Origin of the sequence: Paracoccus halophilus (genome assembly GCF_000763905.1) — a bacterium.
GTDB classification, from domain to species: Bacteria; Pseudomonadota; Alphaproteobacteria; order Rhodobacterales; family Rhodobacteraceae; genus Paracoccus; species Paracoccus halophilus.
Genome location: NZ_JRKN01000015.1, coordinates 68,788 through 88,253, shown reverse-complemented (window position 1 = coordinate 88,253; position 19,466 = coordinate 68,788). Strand labels below are relative to the sequence as shown.

17 protein-coding genes and 3 pseudogenes are annotated in these 19,466 nt (G+C 67.2%); 4 read left to right on the top strand and 16 right to left on the bottom strand.

Annotated elements, in window-relative coordinates; translation table 11 throughout:
* From IT41_RS21310 to infC, 3 genes and pseudogenes are all read right to left on the bottom strand, one after another.
* A pseudogene (locus IT41_RS21310) lies at positions 1-606 on the bottom strand (hypothetical protein); the annotation flags it as partial.
* Positions 606-1,067 (bottom strand): dUTP diphosphatase, encoded by a 462-nt coding sequence (gene dut, locus IT41_RS11825; protein ID WP_036741534.1) that lies wholly within the window; start codon positions 1,065-1,067, stop codon positions 606-608. The gene dut and the pseudogene IT41_RS21310, both read right to left, overlap by 1 nt.
* A 35-nt stretch (positions 1,068-1,102) precedes the next feature.
* Positions 1,103-1,591 (bottom strand): translation initiation factor IF-3, encoded by a 489-nt coding sequence (gene infC, locus IT41_RS11820; RefSeq protein ID WP_231564738.1) that lies wholly within the window; start codon positions 1,589-1,591, stop codon positions 1,103-1,105.
* 285 nt (positions 1,592-1,876) lie between these two features.
* Here infC and IT41_RS11815 point away from each other — a divergent pair, with 285 nt between their 5' ends.
* Positions 1,877-2,299, top strand: a complete 423-nt coding sequence (locus tag IT41_RS11815; RefSeq protein ID WP_036741532.1) for a hypothetical protein — start codon at positions 1,877-1,879, stop codon at positions 2,297-2,299.
* Entirely contained in the window at positions 2,296-3,171 is an 876-nt protein-coding gene (locus IT41_RS11810) for a glycosyltransferase family 2 protein (protein ID WP_036741529.1), read from the top strand. Before IT41_RS11815 ends, IT41_RS11810 begins: the two co-directional genes overlap by 4 nt.
* 102 nt (positions 3,172-3,273) lie before the next feature.
* Here the strand turns inward: IT41_RS11810 and pgi are convergent, their stop codons facing one another.
* From pgi to IT41_RS11785, 5 genes are read right to left on the bottom strand one after another with little or no spacing between them, the layout of a single operon-like run.
* Positions 3,274-4,878, bottom strand: a complete 1,605-nt coding sequence (gene pgi / locus IT41_RS11805) for a glucose-6-phosphate isomerase (RefSeq protein WP_036741526.1) — start codon at positions 4,876-4,878, stop codon at positions 3,274-3,276.
* A 1-nt stretch (position 4,879) separates the two neighbouring features.
* A complete protein-coding gene (gene pgl / locus IT41_RS11800) occupies positions 4,880-5,554 on the bottom strand; it encodes a 6-phosphogluconolactonase (RefSeq protein WP_036741523.1) in 675 nt (224 codons plus the stop codon).
* On the bottom strand, positions 5,551-7,002 hold the full coding sequence (zwf, locus tag IT41_RS11795) for a glucose-6-phosphate dehydrogenase (protein WP_036741521.1): 1,452 nt from the start codon (positions 7,000-7,002) through the stop codon (positions 5,551-5,553). Before zwf ends, pgl begins: the two co-directional genes overlap by 4 nt.
* 50 nt (positions 7,003-7,052) lie before the next feature.
* Positions 7,053-7,661, bottom strand: a complete 609-nt coding sequence (locus tag IT41_RS11790) for an RSP_2648 family PIN domain-containing protein (RefSeq protein WP_036741520.1) — start codon at positions 7,659-7,661, stop codon at positions 7,053-7,055.
* On the bottom strand, positions 7,658-8,854 hold the full coding sequence (locus tag IT41_RS11785) for an RSP_2647 family RNA methyltransferase (protein WP_036741517.1): 1,197 nt from the start codon (positions 8,852-8,854) through the stop codon (positions 7,658-7,660). The genes IT41_RS11790 and IT41_RS11785 overlap by 4 nt, the downstream gene beginning before the upstream one ends.
* Before the next feature lie 118 nt (positions 8,855-8,972).
* Between IT41_RS11785 and edd the strand changes: the two genes are divergently transcribed.
* The gene (gene edd, locus IT41_RS11780; protein ID WP_036741514.1) at positions 8,973-10,775 is read left to right on the top strand and encodes a phosphogluconate dehydratase; all 1,803 of its coding nucleotides are present in this window, start codon (positions 8,973-8,975) and stop codon (positions 10,773-10,775) included.
* Positions 10,776-11,184: 409 nt separating this feature from the next.
* Here edd and IT41_RS21605 read toward each other — a convergent pair.
* The 7 genes and pseudogenes from IT41_RS21605 to IT41_RS19475 form a co-directional block, all read right to left on the bottom strand.
* A pseudogene (locus IT41_RS21605) lies at positions 11,185-11,542 on the bottom strand (integrase core domain-containing protein); the annotation flags it as partial.
* 52 nt (positions 11,543-11,594) lie between these two features.
* Positions 11,595-12,058 (bottom strand): annotated as a pseudogene (locus IT41_RS21600) (transposase family protein); the annotation flags it as partial.
* Between the two features lie 192 nt (positions 12,059-12,250).
* Positions 12,251-12,847 (bottom strand): phosphoribosylglycinamide formyltransferase, encoded by a 597-nt coding sequence (gene purN / locus IT41_RS11770; protein WP_036741513.1) that lies wholly within the window; start codon positions 12,845-12,847, stop codon positions 12,251-12,253.
* Positions 12,844-13,890 (bottom strand): phosphoribosylformylglycinamidine cyclo-ligase, encoded by a 1,047-nt coding sequence (gene purM, locus IT41_RS11765; protein WP_036741511.1) that lies wholly within the window; start codon positions 13,888-13,890, stop codon positions 12,844-12,846. The genes purN and purM overlap by 4 nt, the downstream gene beginning before the upstream one ends.
* 83 nt (positions 13,891-13,973) lie before the next feature.
* Positions 13,974-15,734, bottom strand: a complete 1,761-nt coding sequence (locus IT41_RS11760; protein WP_036741509.1) for a S8 family serine peptidase — start codon at positions 15,732-15,734, stop codon at positions 13,974-13,976.
* On the bottom strand, positions 15,731-15,943 hold the full coding sequence (locus IT41_RS21305; protein WP_036741507.1) for a hypothetical protein: 213 nt from the start codon (positions 15,941-15,943) through the stop codon (positions 15,731-15,733). Before IT41_RS21305 ends, IT41_RS11760 begins: the two co-directional genes overlap by 4 nt.
* A complete protein-coding gene (locus IT41_RS19475; RefSeq protein WP_052081466.1) occupies positions 15,934-16,941 on the bottom strand; it encodes a phosphatase PAP2 family protein in 1,008 nt (335 codons plus the stop codon). The genes IT41_RS21305 and IT41_RS19475 overlap by 10 nt, the downstream gene beginning before the upstream one ends.
* Before the next feature lie 185 nt (positions 16,942-17,126).
* Here IT41_RS19475 and IT41_RS11745 point away from each other — a divergent pair, with 185 nt between their 5' ends.
* A complete protein-coding gene (locus tag IT41_RS11745) occupies positions 17,127-18,713 on the top strand; it encodes an SARP family transcriptional regulator (protein ID WP_036741505.1) in 1,587 nt (528 codons plus the stop codon).
* Between the two features lie 8 nt (positions 18,714-18,721).
* Here IT41_RS11745 and IT41_RS11740 read toward each other — a convergent pair whose 3' ends face one another.
* Positions 18,722-19,438, bottom strand: a complete 717-nt coding sequence (locus IT41_RS11740; protein WP_036741503.1) for a pentapeptide repeat-containing protein — start codon at positions 19,436-19,438, stop codon at positions 18,722-18,724.
* Positions 19,439-19,466: the final 28 nt, after the last annotated feature.

Here is a 19,466-nt window from a genome sequence, read left to right as displayed (position 1 = left end):
GCCGTCCAGCTTGCGGTTGATCTGCGATTTTGCCGGCGCGCCGACGGCTTGCAGGATCGCCTCGGCATCGGCCTTGGCGTCGCAGATATCGACCTCGCGGCGCGAGCCATAGGGATCGCGCGCCCCGCCCGCGCCGACCACCAGCACCCGCGCGCGGCGCAGCGCCGCCTGCCCCGGGCCGCCCAGTTCGCGCAAGACGATATGGCGCGCATAGCGGGTCAGTTCCTCGTCACCGGGGGTATCGGGAGCGGCGGCCTCGGCCGTGGGTGCTGCCGGCACGGGCACCAGGCCCGGCGCATCCTGCGGCAGGCGCATCCCGCGCTGCCGGGCCATGTCAAGCAGGTGCGAAGAACCGAACAGGGCCGCGATGCACAGGAAGGCAAAGATCAGCCCGCGATCCGGCCAGCCGATCAGCGCCGCAAAGCTGCTGTCGGGCGCGATCATCACGCCCAGCGTCACCAAAGCCCATATAGCCGCGGCTGCCGCCGCCATCCGCCAGCCCCGGACCCCCAGCCATGCCAGCCAGAGCAGAAACCCCAGATAGGCGATCAGCCAAAGTGACTGCGTCGCGACGATCAGAACGACGATAAAGACGAGGACGGGCATCATCCCCGCCCGGTCGAGCCGAAACCACCCTCGCCGCGCGCGGTCTGGTCCAGCGCCACGGCCATCGCGTAGCGCGCGCGGATGACCGGCGCGATCACCGCCTGGGCGATGCGCTCGCCATGCCCGATGGTGTAGGACTTGCCGCCCATGTTGATCATGATGACGCCCAGCGGGCCGCGATAGTCGCTGTCGATGGTGCCGGGCGAATTGACCAGGCCCAGCCCGTGTTTCAGCGCCAGGCTGGAGCGGGGCCGGATCTGCATTTCGTAGCCGTCGGGGATTTGCACGCGCAGGCCGGTGGGAACAAGCCGTATCTGGCCGGGTTCCAGCAGCATTTCGCCGCCGCCCAGATCGGCGCGCAGATCCGCGCCGGCCGCGCCCGAGGTCTGGTATTCGGGCAGGGGCAGCGCCGGATCGGCACCCGGTTCGCGCTGAACCAGAATCGTGACTTCGCCGGCCATGTCCCCTGTCCCGCTGATCTGGAAACGGATCGCCCCTAGCGGGGGGCGATCATCATGACCATCTGGCGCCCTTCCAGCTTGGGCATGGCTTCAACCTTGCCCGCCTCGCCGACATCGCCGGCCACGCGGTTCAGAAGCTCAAGCCCCAGCTGCTGGTGAGCCATCTCGCGGCCACGGAAACGCAGCGTGATCTTGACCTTGTCGCCAGCCTCGAGGAATTTCATCACCGAGCGCATCTTGACATCGTAATCATGGGTGTCGGTCCCGGGACGGAACTTGATTTCCTTGATGTCGATGGTCTTCTGCTTCTTGCGGGCCTCGGCTTCGCGCTTCTGCTGTTCGTACTTGAACTTGCCAAGGTCCATGATCTTGCAGACCGGCGGCGCCGCGTTGGGCGAGATCTCGACAAGGTCCAGCCCGGCCTCCTGCGCAAGCTCCATTCCGCGGGCGGGCGACACGACACCGACATTTTCGCCTTCGGGGCCGATCAGGCGGATCTCTGCGACCCGGATGCGTTCGTTCACGCGGGGGCCAGTGTCACGGGTGGGCGGAGCATTATGCGGTCTGCGGGCTATGGCTGTCTTCCTTGCATTGCCGGGGGTTTGCGCGGTTAAATAGTGATGCGGCGGCGGATTTTCAACCGGATTCGCATGCCATCGGGCCGCGCCGCGGCGCATCGGCGCCGATTCGCGCCCAGGTTGTGGCGGGCCCGTTCATTAACCCGCGAGGGCGGTGCAGCGACGCTTTCCCCGCCGGCCGCGACATGGCATATACGCCCCGATCCTGCCGCCCTGCCCCCGGAGTGCACGATGAAGAAACCCCTTGTCCTGAGCCTCGCGCTGACCTCGGGCATTCTTGCCGCCTGGTATTGGCAGCAAGGCGGCTTGTCCCTGCCGGACGGGGCCAGGGTGATCGCCGAGGGCGCGCTGCGGAAGGCGGCGCCCGAAGGCCCGGCTTCGCCCGCCGATCAGGCCGAGGCCGCAGCCGAGGCGGTGATCGCCGCCGCCAACAGCGCCGCGCCTGCCGGTGACGCGCCCGCGCCGGAAAACGCTATGGCACCGCCGCCCACCGCCGCCTTTGTCGATATCGGCAAGATGCGCGATATCGTCGAGAGTTCGCAATCCATGGCGCCCGAGGTCAAGGCCGATATCCTGCGGCTTCTGGACGCCTCGGCGCTGGACCCGGCCCGGCTGGATGAAGCGCTGGTGAAATACCGGGCGGCGCTGCAATGACCGCCCGGACGCTTGCAGAATTCCTGAGGACCTCGGCCTCGCGGCTGGCCAAGGGTCCCATCGCCATCCTGCTGATCGAGGACGAGACCGCCGTTGCCCGGACATTGACGCATCACCTGAACGCCGGGTTCCGGCTGGTTCTGGCGCTTTCGCCCGCGCCGCTGCCGGTGCATTTGCTGCCCGAGGACAGGCACGGCCGGATCGTCAATCTGATCCACGATTCCCGCCACGCGCAGGCCCATGTCTCGGCGGTGAATGCGGTCATCGGGGCGGCGCCGGCGGATACCTGGCTCTATTACGGCTATAACGCCGAATTCCTGTTCTACCCTTTTTCCGAGAACCGCAGCGTCAATGAGATGCTGACCTTTCACGCCGAGGAACGGCGCCGCGCCATGCTGACCTATGTGATCGACCTTTATGCCCCCGATCTGAAGCGGTTTCCCGACGCGGTCAGCCTGGACGAGGCGATGTTCGACCGCACCGGCTATTACGCCCTGGGGCGGCGCGACCGCGACGGACAGTATCGCGAGCGCCAGCTTGATTTCCACGGCGGGCTGCGCTGGCGATTCGAGGAACATATCCCGATGGACAAGCGCCGCATCGACCGGATCGCGCTGTTCCGCACCCGCCGGGGGCTGAAGCTGCTGCCCGATCACCGTTTCAACGACGAGGAATACAACACCTATTCCTGTCCCTGGCATCACAACCTGACGGCTGCCATCGCCTCGTTCCGGGTCGCCAAGGCGCTGGCGCGCAACCCCGGCTCGCGCGCGCATATCCAGAGCTTTTCCTGGCGAAATTCGCACCCGTTCCGCTGGAATTCCCAGCAGTTGATGGATTTCGGCCTGCTGGAACCCGGCCAGTGGTTCTGACGCCGCCGCGCGGGCGGTTGGCGCCGCGGCGCGGGGGATAAACGGCGCAGCACGGCGCCAGCGGCTGCGTCCCATGGATATTTGGATGAAGAAGAAACCCGCTCAGCCGCGCAGTTCCCGCACCAGCCGGGCCAGATTGAGGGTCGAGGGATCGTGGCCGGGGGCCGGCTCGCCCGCCAGCAGCGGCGCCACCTGCAAGGCCAGTTCCTTGCCCAGTTCGACGCCCCATTGGTCGAAGCTGTTGATGCCCAGGATCGCGCCCTCGACAAAGACCCGATGTTCGTAAAGCGCGACGATCTGCCCCAGGGTGTAGGGGGTCAGTTGCCCGATCAGCAGCGTGGTCGAGGGGCGGTTGCCGGGAAAGACGCGGTGGCAGGCCTGGCGTTCGAGTTCGTCCCCGGTCAGTCCCTTGGCCCGCATCAGGGCGCGGGCCTCGTCCAGTGAGCGGCCGCGCATCAGGGCCTCGGATTGGGCGAGGCAATTGGCGATCAGCAGCAGGTGCTGATGGGCGAGATCGGGTTCATGGCCGCGCGCGGCAAGGATGAATTCGCAGGGCACCACCGCCGTACCCTGATGGATCAGCTGGTAGAAGGCGTGCTGACCGTTGGTTCCCGGCTCGCCCCAGACCACCGGGCCCGAGGGCAGGTCGAGTTCGCGCCCGTCCATCGCCACGCGCTTGCCGTTCGATTCCATTTCCAGCTGCTGCAGATAGGCGGGCAGCCGCGCCAGACGGTTGTCATAGGGCAGCACGGCCCGGGTGGCATGGCCGCAGATCTGGTGGTGCCAGATGCCCGCCAGCGCCAGCAGGATCGGCAGGTTGCGCTCGGCCGGGGCGTCGCGGAAATGGCGGTCCATGGCAGCGCCGCCGGCCAGGAAGCTGTCGAACAGATCGGGTCCGATGGCGATCATCAGCGACAGCCCGATCGGCCCCCACAGCGAATAGCGCCCGCCCACCCAGTCCTCGAAGCCGAAGACGCGGGCGGCGTCGATGCCCCATTCAGCCGTCCTGTCCTGCGCAGAGGAAAGCGCCGCGAACTGCGCCGCCGGATCGGTCACCTGCCGCGCCATCCATTTGCGGGCGGTTTCGGCATTGGTCATCGTCTCGATGGTGGTGAAGGTCTTGGAGGCAACGATGACCAGCGTCGTCGCCGGGTCGAGGCCGCGCAGCACATCAGCGATATCGGCCCCATCCACGTTCGAGACGAAATGCACCCGGGGGCCGTCATGGAACGGCGACAGCGCGCGCGTGGCCATGGCCGGACCCAGATCCGAGCCGCCGATGCCGATATTGACCACATCGGTGATGCGCCCGCCCTGCCCCGTGAAACCGCCATCGCGCAGCGCGGTCGCGAAATCGCGCATGCGCTCATGGGTCGCGCGCACCGCCGGCATCACGTCCCGGCCATCGACCATGACCTTGCCGTCAAGGTTGCGCAGCGCGGTATGCAGCACGGCGCGGTTCTCGGTTTCGTTGATCCGCGCGCCCGCGAACATGGCGTCACGACGGGCCGCCACCGGTCGGGCGAGTTCCAGCAGCAGCGCGCGGGCACCGGCATCGATCAGGGTCTTGGACCAGTCGAACACCAGCCCGCCGTCGCTGGTCGCATAGGCGGCGGCGCGGTCGGGATCCTCGGCGAACAGCGTCTCGATCCGCAGATCGCCCTGTGCGTTGCGGTGGTCTTTCAGCCTGGTCCAGATATCGGTCATGTCACTCGGCCCAATGTACGGTGATGTCGCCCAGAAATTCGCGGATCGGCGCCTCGGTCGGATCGAGGCCCTGCGCGCGTTCCAGCGCCTCGCGCTTGTCGGCGCCGGTGATCAGCAGATGCGTGTTCAGCGCCTTGCGCAGGGCGGGCGCGGTCAGGGTGATGCGCGGCTCGTCCTTGACGCTGTTGATCGCCATGACCGGCGGCGCGTCCGAAGCCAGGGCGCGCACCGTTTCCGACGCCTTGGGAAACAGGCTCGCGGTATGCATGTCGGTGCCCATGCCCAGCAGCAGAACGGTGATCGGAAGGTGCGGAGAAATCGCCTCGGTCAGCGCCGGAACGGCCTGTTCGGGCGTCTCGTCGCCGGTATAAAGGTCGATATAGCGCGCCGCCGCCGCCTTGTCGCGCAGCAGGTGGCGGCGCAGCAGCCGGCCGTTCGAGCGGCGATGCTCGCCATCGACCCAGCGTTCGTCGTTCAGGAAGATCGTGACCCGGGGCCATTGCAACTCGCTGCCCGAGAGCATGTCATAGACCGGCGCCGGCGTGGTCCCGCCCGGCAGGCAGAGGCTGACGCTGTCGTGGACGCGCAGAGCCTGGGACAATTGCCCGGCAAGCTTGTCGGCCAGCGACAGGTTCAGCATCTCGCGATCGGGATATTCGACGAATTCCAGGCTCATGCTCGTATCTCCCTCCAGCGCCGGTTGTCGCGATGCAACAGGCGCAGCGCTTCCTCGGGGCCGCTGGAACCCGGGTCATAGGGCTCGGGCAGGCGGGTTCCCGCATCCCATGCCGCGATGATCGGATCGGTCCAGGCCCAGGCCGCCTCGAGCTCGTCACCACGCATGAACAGCGTCTGGTTACCACGGATCACGTCCATGATCAGCCGTTCATATGCGTCCGGCATATCGGTCCCGTTCGAGCCGAGCGCGTCGGCGAAGCTCATGTCCAGCGGCACCTGGACCAGCCGCATGCCGCCCGGGCCGGGTTCCTTGATCATCACCGTCATGTTCATGCCCTCGTTGGGCTGCAGCTTGATGACCATCTGGTTGGCCTTGGGCGTGCCGCCATCGTCAAAGATCGAATGCGGCGGTTCGCGGAAGGTGATCACGATTTCGCTGGTGCGGGCGCGCAGGCGCTTGCCGGTGCGCAGGTAGAAGGGCGTGCCGGTCCAGCGCCAGTTGGCGATATGGGCCTTGAGCGCGACAAAGCTTTCGGTGCGCGACAGCGGGTTTTCGACATCCTGCAGATAGCCGGGACCGTCCGGCCCGTCCTGATACTGGCCGCGCACGATATCGTCTGCGTCCAGCGGCTCAAGCGCGCGGATCACCTTCAGTTTCTCGTCGCGCACGGCATCGGGGTCGAAGTGATAGGGCGGCTCCATCGCGATCAGGCACAGAAGCTGCATCATGTGGTTCTGCACCATGTCGCGGATGGCGCCGGAATGGTCGTAATATTCGCCGCGCCCGCCGACGCCGACCGTCTCGGCCACGGTGATCTGGACGTGATCGACATATTGCGCGTTCCACAGCGGTTCGAACAGGATATTGGCGAAACGCACGGCCATCAGGTTCTGGACGGTCTCCTTGCCCAGATAATGGTCGATCCGGTAGATCTGGTTTTCCGCGAAATGCTGCGCCAGCGTCGCGTTGAGCGCGCGCGCCGTGACCAGATCGCGGCCAAAGGGCTTTTCCACCACGATGCGGCTGTCGGCATCCGCGATCCCGTGCGAGGCCAGCCGTTCCGCGATATCGCCAAAGAGCGAGGGCGCGACCGAGAAATAGAAGGCATGGACCACACCGGGGCGCATATGCGCGCTGAGTTCCGGCCAGCCATCGGTGCCGCGCGCGTCGATCGGGACATAGCGCAAGGTGGCGAGAAAGGCGTCAAGCTGGGCCTCGTCCTCGTCACGGCCGACGAATTCGGCGATGGCGCCGCGCATGTCCGCGCGAAAGGCGCTCTCGTCCTGCCGGGTGCGGGCGGCGCCGATGATCTGGGCGCTGGCGGGCATCTGGCCTGCGACGAAACGGCGATAGAGGCCCGGCACGATCTTGCGGCGCGCCAGATCGCCGGTGGCGCCGAAGATCACCAGATCAAAATCCTCGACCGGAATGGTGCGTGAAACCATGGCTGACTCCTCGTGGCTGTGTTCGCCACTAATGTATGTTAGCGATAACATCAAGCCTTGCCGTCCTTGTCGCGGGGAATTTCAGCCGCCTCACCCACCCCCGGGCCGGGGCTGGCCGGGATCTCCGGCGCGGCAAGGCGGGCAATCGCCTTGGCCAGTCGCGGCAATCTTGCGCGGCGCATCAGCTCGCGCTGTGTCATGTCACCGCCGGCCGCCCGGGCGCGGGTCAGCGTGGCGGCAATGGCCGTCAGGATCGGGTCGGGCGCGCGCAGGAACAGATCGCGCAGGAACTCATCGGGGTGAATCGCCTGCAGGCCGACCGCGCCCATCGCCCCGCGCGGAAAATCGCGCAGATTGGCGGTGACGATGACGGCAGCCCCGCCGGCCAGCGCGGCCTCGACCACATGGCGGTCGGCGGGATCGGGCAGATCAATGCCCGAGGCATCCGCCACCCCCTGCACCATCGCCTGCGGAAAGCGGTCCTGCAGCAGCGCGATCTCGACCCCGGCATCGCGCCCGTCGCGCTGCGCGGCATGGCGCCATTCGTCCAGAATGCGCCGCGACCAGAGTGGCCGGTAAAGGCCCGCCCCCGCCGCATCGGCCAGAATCTCGCGCAGCACCGTCGGGTAGAGGACGCAGGCGTCCAGAACCGCCCTCATCCGTCCAGCCGGAAGAACAGCGCCTTGAGATAGCCGGTTTCGGCCAGCTGCGGCAACGTGGGGTGGTCCGGGCCGGCCTGCCCGGTATGGATCAGCTGCATGCGCCGCCCGCCGCGCCCGATGCCGCGCGCGCTGGCATTGCGGAACGCGGTCAGATCGGCGGCATGGCTGCAGGAACACAGCCCCAGATAGCCGCCGGGCGCCACCAGCGGCGCGGCCAGCCTTGCCACGCGCTCATAGGCGCGCAGGCCCGCCTCAAGCGCCTGTTTCGAGGGCGCGAAGGCGGGCGGGTCGCAGATCACCAGATCGAATTCCGCGCCCTCGGCCGCCAGCGCCTCCATCTGCGCGAAGGCGTCGCCCTGACGGGTGGTCAGCCGCGCGGCGACCCCCATGGCGCGGGCGCCGCCCTGCGCCAGTTCCAGCGCCGGGGCCGAGCCATCGACGCAGGTCGCATGCTCGGCCCCGGCAGCCAGCGCCGCCAGGCCAAAACCGCCGACATGCGAAAACACGTCCAGCACGCGCGCGCCCTGCGCCAGCCGCTGGGCAAAGGCATGATTCGGCCGCTGGTCATAGAACAGGCCGGTCTTCTGGCCCTGCGCCAGATCGGCCAGGTAGATCGCGCCGTTCATCGGCACTTCGACCGGGGCGCTGACACTGCCCGACAGAACCTCCATCCGCTCCTCCAGCCCCTCAAGGCTGCGGGCGCGGCCCTGCCCGTTCAGGATCACCGTCGCGACGCCGGTCACCTCGCGCAGCGCATCGGCGATCTCGTCCGCCATATGCTCGGCCCAGGCGGCATTGGGCTGGATCACCGCCGCATCGCCGAACCGGTCGATGATGGTGCCGGGCAGGCCGTCGGCCTCGGCATGGATCAGCCGGTAAAAGGGGCGGTCGAACAGCCGCTGCCGCATCGCCAGCGCGCGCGCGATCCGCGCCGCGATCCAGTCGCGGTCGATCCGCGCCTGCGGGTCCGGGTCCATCACCCGGGCGATAATCCGCGATTCGGGGTTGACCGTGACCAGCGCCAGAGGCTGGCGCGTGGCATCCTCGAGCAGGGCGAAACTGCCCGGCTGCAGCGCGCGGGTGCGCCGGTCGGTCACCAGCTCATCGGCGTAAACCCAGGGAAAGCCGTGGCGAATTGCCTGCGGTCTGGATTTGGGGCGCAGGCGGATGATGGGCAGATCGGCGGTCATGGCGGGCCTCGTGCGAAACGGGGCAGGCTTGCCATGCCAGGCCGTCGCGGGCAAGGCCGCAACCGTTGCATTGTTAACGCTAACAGCGTATATTTGCGCCAAAAGGAGAACCCCAGCCATGCGCCTGCACGCCACCATTGACCGGGTCACCGACCGTATCCGCGAACGCTCGACCGAAAGCCGCACCGCCTATCTGGCCAAGATCGCCCGCCTGGCCGAGGACGGGCCGCGCCGCGCCCACCTGTCCTGCGGCAATCAGGCCCATGCCTATGCCGCCATGCCCGACAAGCAGGATCTGGCCACGACGCGCAAGCCGAATATCGGCATCGTCACGGCCTATAACGACATGCTGTCGGCGCATCAGCCCTATGAGCATTTCCCCGACCTGATCCGCAAGGCGGCCCATGCCGCGGGCGCCACGGCGCAGGTCGCAGGCGGGGTTCCGGCCATGTGCGACGGGGTCACGCAGGGCCGCCCGGGGATGGAGCTGTCGCTGTTCTCGCGCGATGTGATCGCGCTCGCTTCGGGCGTGGCGCTGTCGCATGACGTGTTCGACGCTGCCATGTATCTGGGGGTCTGCGACAAGATCGTGCCGGGGCTGATCATCGCCGCCGCGACCTTTGGCCATATCCCGGCGGTATTCGTGCCGGCGGGGCCCATGCCCTCGGGCCTGCCGAATGATGAGAAATCCCGGATCCGCCAGCAATTCGCGACCGGAGAGGTGGGGCGCGAGGCGCTGATGGCGGCCGAGATGGCCAGCTATCACGCGCCGGGCACCTGCACATTCTACGGCACCGCCAACACCAACCAGATGCTGATGGAGTTCATGGGCCTGCATCTGCCGGGATCGAGCTTCGTGAACCCGAATACGCCGCTGCGCGAGGCGCTGACCACGGCCGCCGTGCAGCGCGCCGCCGCGATCACCCGGCTGGGCAACGAATACCTGCCCGCCGGCGAGGTGCTGGACGAACGCGCCTTCGTCAATGGCATCGTCGGGCTGATGGCCACCGGCGGCTCGACCAATCTGGTCCTGCATCTGCCGGCCATGGCGCGCGCCGCCGGGGTGATCCTGGACCTCGAGGATTTCCACGACCTGTCGGAAAACGTGCCGCTGATGGCGCGGGTCTATCCGAACGGGCTGGCCGATGTGAACCATTTCCACGCGGCCGGCGGGCTTGGCTTCATGATCGGGCAATTGCTCGAAGCCGGGCTGCTGCACGAGGATGTGCGCACCATCGCCGGCGGCGGGCTCGAGCAATATGTCACCGAACCCAAGCTGCAGAATGGTCGTGTCGAATGGGTCGCGGGCGCCCGCGAAACCCTGAACGACAAGATCCTGCGCCCGGCCCGCGACCCCTTTGCCGCGACCGGCGGACTGAAGCAGCTGGCCGGAAATCTGGGCCGCGGCGTCATCAAGGTCTCGGCCGTCGCGCCCGAGCGCCATGTGATCGAGGCCCCGGCCCGGATCTTTGCCGATCAGGAAGAGGTCAAAGCCGCCTTCAAGGCCGGTGAGTTCAACCAGGACACCATCGTCGTCGTCCGCTTTCAGGGGCCAAGCGCCAATGGCATGCCCGAGCTGCATTCGCTCACGCCGACGCTGGCGGTGCTGCAGGATCGCGGGCTGCGGGTGGCACTGGTCACCGACGGGCGCATGTCGGGCGCCTCGGGCAAGGTGCCGGCGGCGATCCATATCTCGCCCGAGGCCGCGAATGGCGGCCCGCTGGCCCGTCTCCGCGATGGCGACATTCTGCGGCTGGATGCGCCCGCGGGTACGCTGGACTGCCTGACCGATGGATTCGACACGCGCGAGCCGGCCCGCCACGACAGCGCCGCCTCAAGCGAAGGCCTCGGCCGCGAGCTTTTCGCCGCTTTCCGCGCCCATGTCAGCGCCGCGACCGAGGGCGCCGCCGTGGTCGTCTAAGAGGCTGATCCGAAACTGGTCGGGTGATTTCAGCCGGGCGTGAGTCCGTTCGTTTGCGAAACCGAACGGCGATCACCCGGAAATAATGCGGACGGTCATTCACGCGATTTGACCGATAGGGAAAGGTCGCTAGCGATCGCGCTGCTTCCGGGCCGCAACCGGCTCGTCCGCACAAATCCGAGATGCGCGATATGCGGCGAGCGATCCAGCATGTCGCATCATCAGGGATGACGTCCCAAGGCGTGGTGTAGCTTTCTGTGGTCATCGGATTTCTGGTGGGCTCGTGTTGCTGAGCCACATGAACCGAGTGATGATCAACGAGCCCCGGAGAAGCCAAGTGCGCATTTCGCGCCGCGGGTCGGGCGATTGCGGCGGTCAGGCGCAGGGCGAAGCCTGCGGGTGTCTGTTAGCCGAGGGCCGCGCGTGGCCGCGCGGTGCTGCAATCTGTGACCCAAGCCGCCGTCAGTTCGCGGATATGGGCGAGATTTCGAAACAGCGTCTCATTCAAAAAACTCGCCCCGCATGCGTCGGTTGAAGCTTTCGACAGGGAGCAGGTGAACGCCACCGGTCCGAGAGAACCTGCGACGCGTTCTGCACGGGTTTGCCCGGTGCGATGTGGTGCCATTCGATCCTGTTCTCGCCGCAACCCGTCAGGATCGCGTTCGAGGTCAGTTCCGTACCATCGTCCAAGACTATCATTCCGGGCTTGCCGCCAGACATGCCCGCGTGACGTCATCCAGCACATTCGGCGCCCGGAACCGCCGCCCGTAACAGCGCGTCGCCATTGTCGCTCGGACCAATGGCGCTCCGATGGCAACTCCGGCGATGGCCATAGGGGCCGTACCGCCTTGCCAGTTCGGCCATGTCTGCGACGACACCGCCTCCGGCCTCTCGGCCGTCGGCGCTGCATGGACCGATGCTGACGCAGCATCCGGCACGCCCGACGTCCGGACACACCCAACCCATCACGAGCATGATCAACGCAGGTCCCGCGCCGCGACGGGCTCAGAAATTTCTCTTTGCAGCCTCGGTCAGAATAAGCCTCTCCAGCGTCAGGTCCGACACCGCGCGTCGAAGCCGGTCATTCTCCTGCTGCAGGCGCTTCAGTTTCTTCAATTGATCCACGCTCATCCCACCATACTTTTGGTGCCGGCAGTCCTAGGTCTGTTCGACAACCCCGATCCGTCTGATCGCATCCAGACGCGACAACTCTTGTCCCATCAGAATCTCAACCTGCCGCAGCTTCGGCACAATCTCTTCGGTTTCGGTCGCTTTGTTCCCATCTTCGATCCTTCGTTTCCTAAGTATAACCGCGGACCACTTCACTGGGGGATGATCAGAAGCACAAACTCTCCGGTTAACCCGTGACGGTTCAGAAAGCCAAACTCAGCCGCAACTGATCAACCCCTGCGCAATTTTTTTGAACGTGGATCGCAGGGGCCGAAAGAAATCAACGGATCAGCTGGGTTTCGACCCTAGCGCCGGTCGAGCATGACCGGCCTCGGATCTCCGGCAGCGAAACGGCGCAGCACCGCGGGGTAGAGGCGGTGCTCCTCGACCAGCACACGGGCGGCAAGGGTTTCGGCCGTATCATCCGGCATCACAGGAACGCGGACCTGGCCGAGGACCGGACCGGCATCAAGCTCGGGCGTGACCAGATGAACCGTCGCGCCGGCTTCGGCATCGCCCGCCTCCAACGCGCGTTGATGCGTATGCAGGCCGGGGTATTTCGGCAAGAGCGAGGGATGGATGTTCAGCATCCTGCCCTTGAAACGGGCCACGAAGCCCGGTGTCAGGACGCGCATGAAGCCGGCGAGGCAGAGGATGTCGGGTTCTGCCGCCAGGAGCGGTTCGAGCAGCGCGGCCTCGAAGGCGACGCGGTCCCCCTTATAGGCGCGGTGGTCGACGGCGAATGCCGGCACGCCCAATGCCCGGGCCTTCTCCAGCCCGCCGGCCTGCGGATCGTTCGATCCCACGATCACCGGCCGCGCGGGATGATCCCCGGTCATCGACTCGATCAGCCTGACCATGTTCGAGCCGCCGCCCGAGATCAGGATCGCGACGCGCTTCAACGCAGCCGGCCGCTATAGCCCACGCCCTTGCCCGCCACCACATGGCCGAGACGGATCACGGTTTCGCCCTGTTCGCCCAGCAGCGCGGCCAGCGCCTCGGCCCGCTCGGCCGCGACCACGAGGATCATGCCGATGCCCGAGTTGAAGGTCTTGAGCATCTCGGAATCCGCGATATCGCCCGCCTGCGCCAGCCAGTCAAAGACCGGCGGCAGGGTGAAGCCGTCCAGATCGACCGCGGCGCCAAGCCCGTCGGGCAGGACGCGCGGCAGGTTCTCGGTAATGCCGCCGCCGGTGATATGGGCCGCCGCATGGACGCCGCCCGCGCGGATCGCGGCGAGCACCGGCCTGACATAAAGCCGCGTCGGGACCAGCAGCGCCTGCCCCAGCGTGCCAGAGCCGAAGGGCGCGGGCGCGCTCCAGTCCAGCCCGGCATGTTCGGCGACCTTGCGCACCAGCGAAAAGCCGTTGGAATGAACCCCGTCCGAGGCGAGCCCCAGCAGCACGTCCCCCTCGGCCACGCCGGCCGGCAGGGCAGCGCCGCGCTCCATCGCGCCGACGGCAAAGCCGGCCAGGTCGAAATCGCCCTTGCCATACATGCCCGGCATCTCGGCGGTCTCACCGCCGATCAGGGCACAGCCCGAGCGCCGGCACCCCTCGGCGATGCCGTTGATGACGCAGGCGGCGGCATCGACCGACAGCTTGCCGGTGGCGAAGTAATCCAGAAAGAACAGCGGCTCGGCGCCCTGGCAGACCAGATCGTTCACGCACATGGCGACCAGATCGATGCCCACCCCGTCCAGCTCGCCCGTGTCGATACCGATGCGCAGCTTGGTGCCCACGCCATCGGTCGCGGCGACCAGAACCGGGTCGCTGTAACCCGCCGCGCGCGGATCGAACAGGGCACCGAAACCGCCCAGCCCCTCCATCACGCCGGGGCGGCGGGTGGCGGCGGCGGCCGGCTTGATGCGCTCGACCAGCGCATTGCCCGCGTCGATATCCACTCCGGCCTCGGCATAGGAGAGGCCGCTTTTCTGCTGGGTCATGATCGGGGCTCCGCATTCTTGGCTTCGACGCCCCGATAGCGCAGGCACAGCGGGCTGGCAATGATCCGCTGCGCCCGCGCCGATTATTCGCGGATCTGCCAGGGCAGTTCCGGGTCCACGCGCGGCGGGTCGGGCCAGCCGGGGCGTGCCGCGCGGGCGGCGGCGATCACCTGATCGCGGGTGGCGAAGCCGGCACCAGCGGCAAGCTGCCCGGCCAGCCAGCGCGTCAGCTGGGGCGTGGCGATGCTGGTGCCGCTGACAAGCTGCATCGCCCCGTCGGTCATCCCCGGCGCGAGCACCCCGCGCCGGGCCATGCCGCAATCGCCCGGCGCCACCAGATCGCCCGCCATTCCGTCCCGAAGCAGCGAACTGTAGGGCGAGAAGCGGGCCAATTTTTCCTTGGTCGATCCAAGCGCGGCGCCGCAGCGGATCTGCCTATCGCCCCAGGCATAGGCATTGCAGGTGCCGTTGCGCCGGATCATTGCATCGGCGGGCACCGGGTCCGGCCCCGGCCATTGTCCATCGGGCAGCCATATCGTGTAATCGGGATCGTCCAGATAGGACTGCCGTCCCGCCGGCGGAAATCCCGGCAGCCGGTCGTCGCGCTGGATCACGACATCGCAATCGCCCGGCGGCCCGCCGGCCAGCTTCAGCTTCCATTGCCCGGGCGGCGCCGTCGTTGGCCTGCCCGGCACGGGTGGCTGTCCGGGCGACGGTCGGGGCGGCACGCTGGGCGGCACGATCACCGACAGGGATTGGCGCATCCGGCCGCCTTGTTCCGCCCGCCCCTGCAGCACCAGCCGGGCCAGCTCATGGCCATGACGGTCGCGGATGCGGGCAAGCTGCGCCCTGCCGGGTTCCGGCGGGTCGAAGCGGCTGACGACCCTGCGCCCGTCAGGCAGGGTCAGGCGCAGCCGGATCGCATCCTGGCCCGGCGCGTGCGGCTGGCTCCAGAACTGGCATTCGCTTGCGGTAAAATCGTCGGGCAGGATCTGCCAGGCGATCTTGTCGCCCTGTTTCATCACCGCGTTCAGCCGCTCTTGCCGCGTGTTGCCGATCGACAGCACGAAATGCACCGGGCCCAGCCCGGGCGGCGGATCCAGCGAGATCGAATCCTGCAACATCTCGATCAGCGAGGTTCCGTCACGCGGGCCGGCCGTCACCCCGAGCGAGATATTGATCACCAGCGGCAGCCGCAATTCGCGCCCCGCCGCCTGCGAGAACTGCTGCACCAGCATCCGGGCGCGGCTGATGATATAGATGACCGAGGCCTGGATCAGATAGGGCATGGAACTGCCCGAGGTCTGTTCCAGCGCCCAGTCCGGCAGGCTGACCCCGATCAGCGGATGGGCAAGGCCGCGCGCGTCGCCGGGGTCGAAGCCGGCCGCCATTCCCGCGACAGCGGCGCCATGGCTGTATTGATGCAGGAACCAGCGGCCATTCCTGCGCGCCGGGTCGATCAGGCCCAGCAGGCGATAGATCTCCTCGGCACTGCGTTTCCTGCCGCTTCCGCCCAGGCCGCGCAGGAAATCGATCTCGGTCCCGTGCAGATCCTGGCCGAAGGCGATATCTGGACGCCGCCTGACCGTCGGCGCGTCTTGCATCCAGACCGAGGCGACGCGCGAATGGCCCGAGGCGCAGGTCAGCAGGCGATGCGCAAAGGGAATCGCGTGATCGATCACGCCGACAATGCAGCATGCGGCGGGATCGGCGGGAATCGCCTGCGGCGAGAGCAGCCCCTCATGCGTGCCCAGATCCATCGGCCGCTCGTCATCGGGCGGCGCGAACAGGCCGAGCCGCTCGACCAGTTCGCCATAGGCGTCGAAGGTGCGCTGGACAATCATTCCCGGAACGCCGAATCGATCAGCGCCTGCAGCGCAGCCCCCCGCTCGCCCTTGTTGCCGTTGCCGACCTTCGGATGGCCCTCGGGCGGATTCAGCAGATAATCCACGATCGGCACCGTGTCCGGTCCGAAACGGCGTGTCTCCTCGCTGGCGGCGGGTTCCCATATCAGATCCTCCCTTCCGGTTGCGGGTTCGGGTTTCAGCTCCATCTTTGCCCCCATTCCTCGCGCGCCATGTCCCAGACCCCTTTCACCACCGGCGAGACCGGGCCAGTCACCGCTGCCCCGATCTGCAGGCAGGGATGGCCATCGTTCAGAACATCGCACAGGCGGGCCAGATAGAAGTCGCGGTTGCCGCCCGGCGCTTGGTCGCCCCAGAGCCGGGCGTCGAAATCATAACTGGGGCAGTCCTGGTTCACCGCCCCGGCCCGGATGGCGATCCAGCGCGCCAGCGTGATCCCCAGCAGCGCGCCCGACACGCTGTCCGAGGGGAAGTGCACCCCGGCCACGGTCCGGTTCGCCGCGATCCGCGCCGCCATCCGGAACAGCTGGCTGTCGGGCTTGATCCGGGCGGAATGCGCCTCTCTCTTGCGTGTCAGGATGGTCAGCAGCATGGCCAGGGTAAAGGCCTGCGTGGCGTGCCCGCTGGGATAGCTGCCATGCAGCGGCATGTCGATCATCGGCTGCACCTGATCGCTCAGCACATCGGGGCGCGGCGCGTCGAAGGCCAGCTTGACGCGCTGCACGATCGCCGTCGCCAGATTGAGACCAAGCTCCAGCAGATAGTTGATCATCTTTGCCCGTGCCGGCTGGATCGGCAGGATCGAGGCATAGAAGCTGATCAGATCCGCGGTCTGCACCTCGATCTCGGGCAGGCGTTCGGGCCGCAGCGTGGCATAGCCCAGGATCAGCTTCAGTTCCTCGGCGAAATCCCCGTCCGACGGTTGGTTGAGCTTCAGAATCGTCGTTTCATTGCCGCCGTCACGGGCCAGAACCTTGATATGGCTGAGCGGATTCTGATCTGGCTCGGGCGCGATGGTCAGGCTGTCCAGCATTTCGGACAGCAGGACCGACTGGGCGAAGGCGAATTCTATCCGGCCCAGTCTTTTGGCCGGACTCAGCGGTTCTCGATGCGGCGTCTTGGATCCGGTGGCTTCGGGATCGATGATCCCTTCGCGGGCGATATTGAGCGCCTGGGCCAGCAGCACGGCCTGCCCTCCGGCGCTCTGTAACGCCTGCGAGTTTTGTGAATTCTGCGAATTCTGCGAGTTTTGCGAGTTTTGTGAATTGTTCAGTGGCACTTTCTGCGAGCCTCCGTATTGGTTGTTTCCGTTACAGACGGTTAAGAAGTGTTAATATTCAAATCACAACGGTAGGATTCTAGCGAATCGTCATGCCTGCGACACTTAGCCTGATGGGGTCCGTACGACTGCTTGGCGCCGATGGAAGCGATCTGACCCCGCGCAGCCAGAAGGCGCGCGGGGCGCTTGCGCTGCTGGCGACCGCACCCGACCAGCGGCTGAGCCGGACCAGGCTGCAGGACCTGTTGTGGAGCGATCGCGGCAAGCGGCAGGGCTCTGACAGCCTGCGCCAGATGCTGCGCGAACTGCGCCTGGCCATGGGCGACGAAAAGCAGATCCTGATCAGTGGCGCCGGCTGGATCGGGTTGGACCCCGAAAGGCTGCACATCGATCTGACCCCTGTCTATGACGCCGGCGGCGCACCGATCGAATTCGCCGCCGATATCGACATTCCCGACCCCGAATTCGAGGACTGGCTGCGCAATATGCGGCTGCGCCTGACGCCCGAGAATGACGGCCCCACCATATTGCAGCGCCCGGACATGGGCGCCCCTGCCGGCACGCCCGCCGCCGACCTGCATCACCAGACGGCCTACACCGTCGCGCTGGAACCGATCGAGAGCAACGACATGCGCGCCCATGTCATTGGCGAGATGGTGATGAACGAGGCGGCCGCACGTGCCTGCGAGATGATCCCGGCGACGCTGGCCGACGACGCGGCCGCCCCGAACGCGGTTGCCGGCACGCGGATCGGGACGATCTGCTATTCGACCGGCGACGATTGCTCGCTGATGGTGGTGATGCGCGATATCGCCAGCGGCCGGCGCGACTGGACGCGCCGTTTCACCATCCGCGGCGAGGATGAAACCACGACCATGCGCCACGCCGTCGCGCAGATCGCCGTGGCGCTTCTGGACCGGGCACGCCGCACCGCTTCGCCGAACTGGACCACCTTCCCGATGTGGGACGTGTTCAGCTATTCCAAGGACCGCCTGCTGGCCGCGGACCGCGTCCTGGCCGGAATCGTCACGGGTCCGCAGGCCGCCGTCGCGCTGGCGCTGCGATCCTATCTGCGCAATACGCTGCTGTTCGAGCGGCTGGCCGACGACCCGCAGCTGTGTTCGGACGAGGCGGTCGAATTCTCGACCCGCGCCCGGCAGATGGCCCCCAACAACCCGTCGGTGATCGCGGTCGCCTCGTTGACGGCCTCCTGGCGGCGCGATGCCGTCGGCGCGCTGGAGATGGCCCGCGCCGCCTACCGGATCGACCCGGATAACGAACTGGCCAACCACGCCTTGTCTCAGGCCCTGGCAGAGGTCGGGCGCGTCACCGAAGCCTTCGAGGTGAACGAGCGCGGTTTCCGCAGCGCCCTGGCCGAGATCGGCCCCGCCTGCTGGCTGATGCGCCGCTCGGTCATCCAGATCCGGCTGGGCCGCCTTGGCGATGCCGAGAACTCGGCGGCGGCCGCCTTTGCCTTTGCCCCCGACAACAGGCCGTCGCTGCGGGTTCTGGCCGCGCTGCGCTATCATCGCGGCGACGAGGCCGGCGCCGCCGACGCCCTGCACCACCTGCGCAAGGTCGAGCCCGATTTCACGCTGGAGCTGATGGCATCGCCCGACTACCCAGCCGCGACCCTGCGCATGGCGGGCCTGCTGGGGGTGACGAAATCGGGGCTCTAGCACTGCGCTCATGGCGTCACCAGCACCTCAAGCGTTTCGGGATCGCGGCCATCGCGATGCTCGATCACAAGCTGCGCGCGGCCCGCGACAACCGCCTCGAAGGCAAGGACATGGAACGGGCCGCGGGCCGGACCTGCGGGATCGACCGGCGCAAGTATCGCCGCCCCATCGGCGCCGTGCTGCGCCACGCGTGCATCCGCCGCGTCGCGCGAGCCGCTGAAATGAATCTCCAGCCGGTCGCCGCAGCGCAATGCCACGGGCTCGGCCAGATGGTCCTCATCGACCACGCGCACCCCCGGCCCGCTGCGCGCGGGATAGCGCAACGGCGGTGCCCCTATGGCCAATGCGCGCTGCATGGCATCAAGCCACGCCCCCCTTAGCCGGGCATCGGTCAGATCGGCGCCGTTCAGCCGCGCGCCGGTCAGATCGGCCCGCTCCAGCAGCGCCTCGCGCATATCCGCCCCGGTCAGGTCGGCAAGGCCAAGGCTCGCCCCGGTCAGATTGGCGCCTGAAAAGCGCGCCCCCGCGGCACGGCACGACCACAGGCTGGCCCCGGAAAGCTGGGCACCTGAAAGATCGGCTCCGGTCAGATCGGCATAGGAAAAATCGGCACCGACCAGGGTCAGGTTGGACAGGTCCAACCCCGCCAGGTCGGTACCTGCAAGTTGCAGCCGCCCGGTCGTGGCAATCTTGCGGATCAATTCCGTCCGGGTGAATTCCGCCATCCCCACCTCATTCAGGCACTCGAACAAA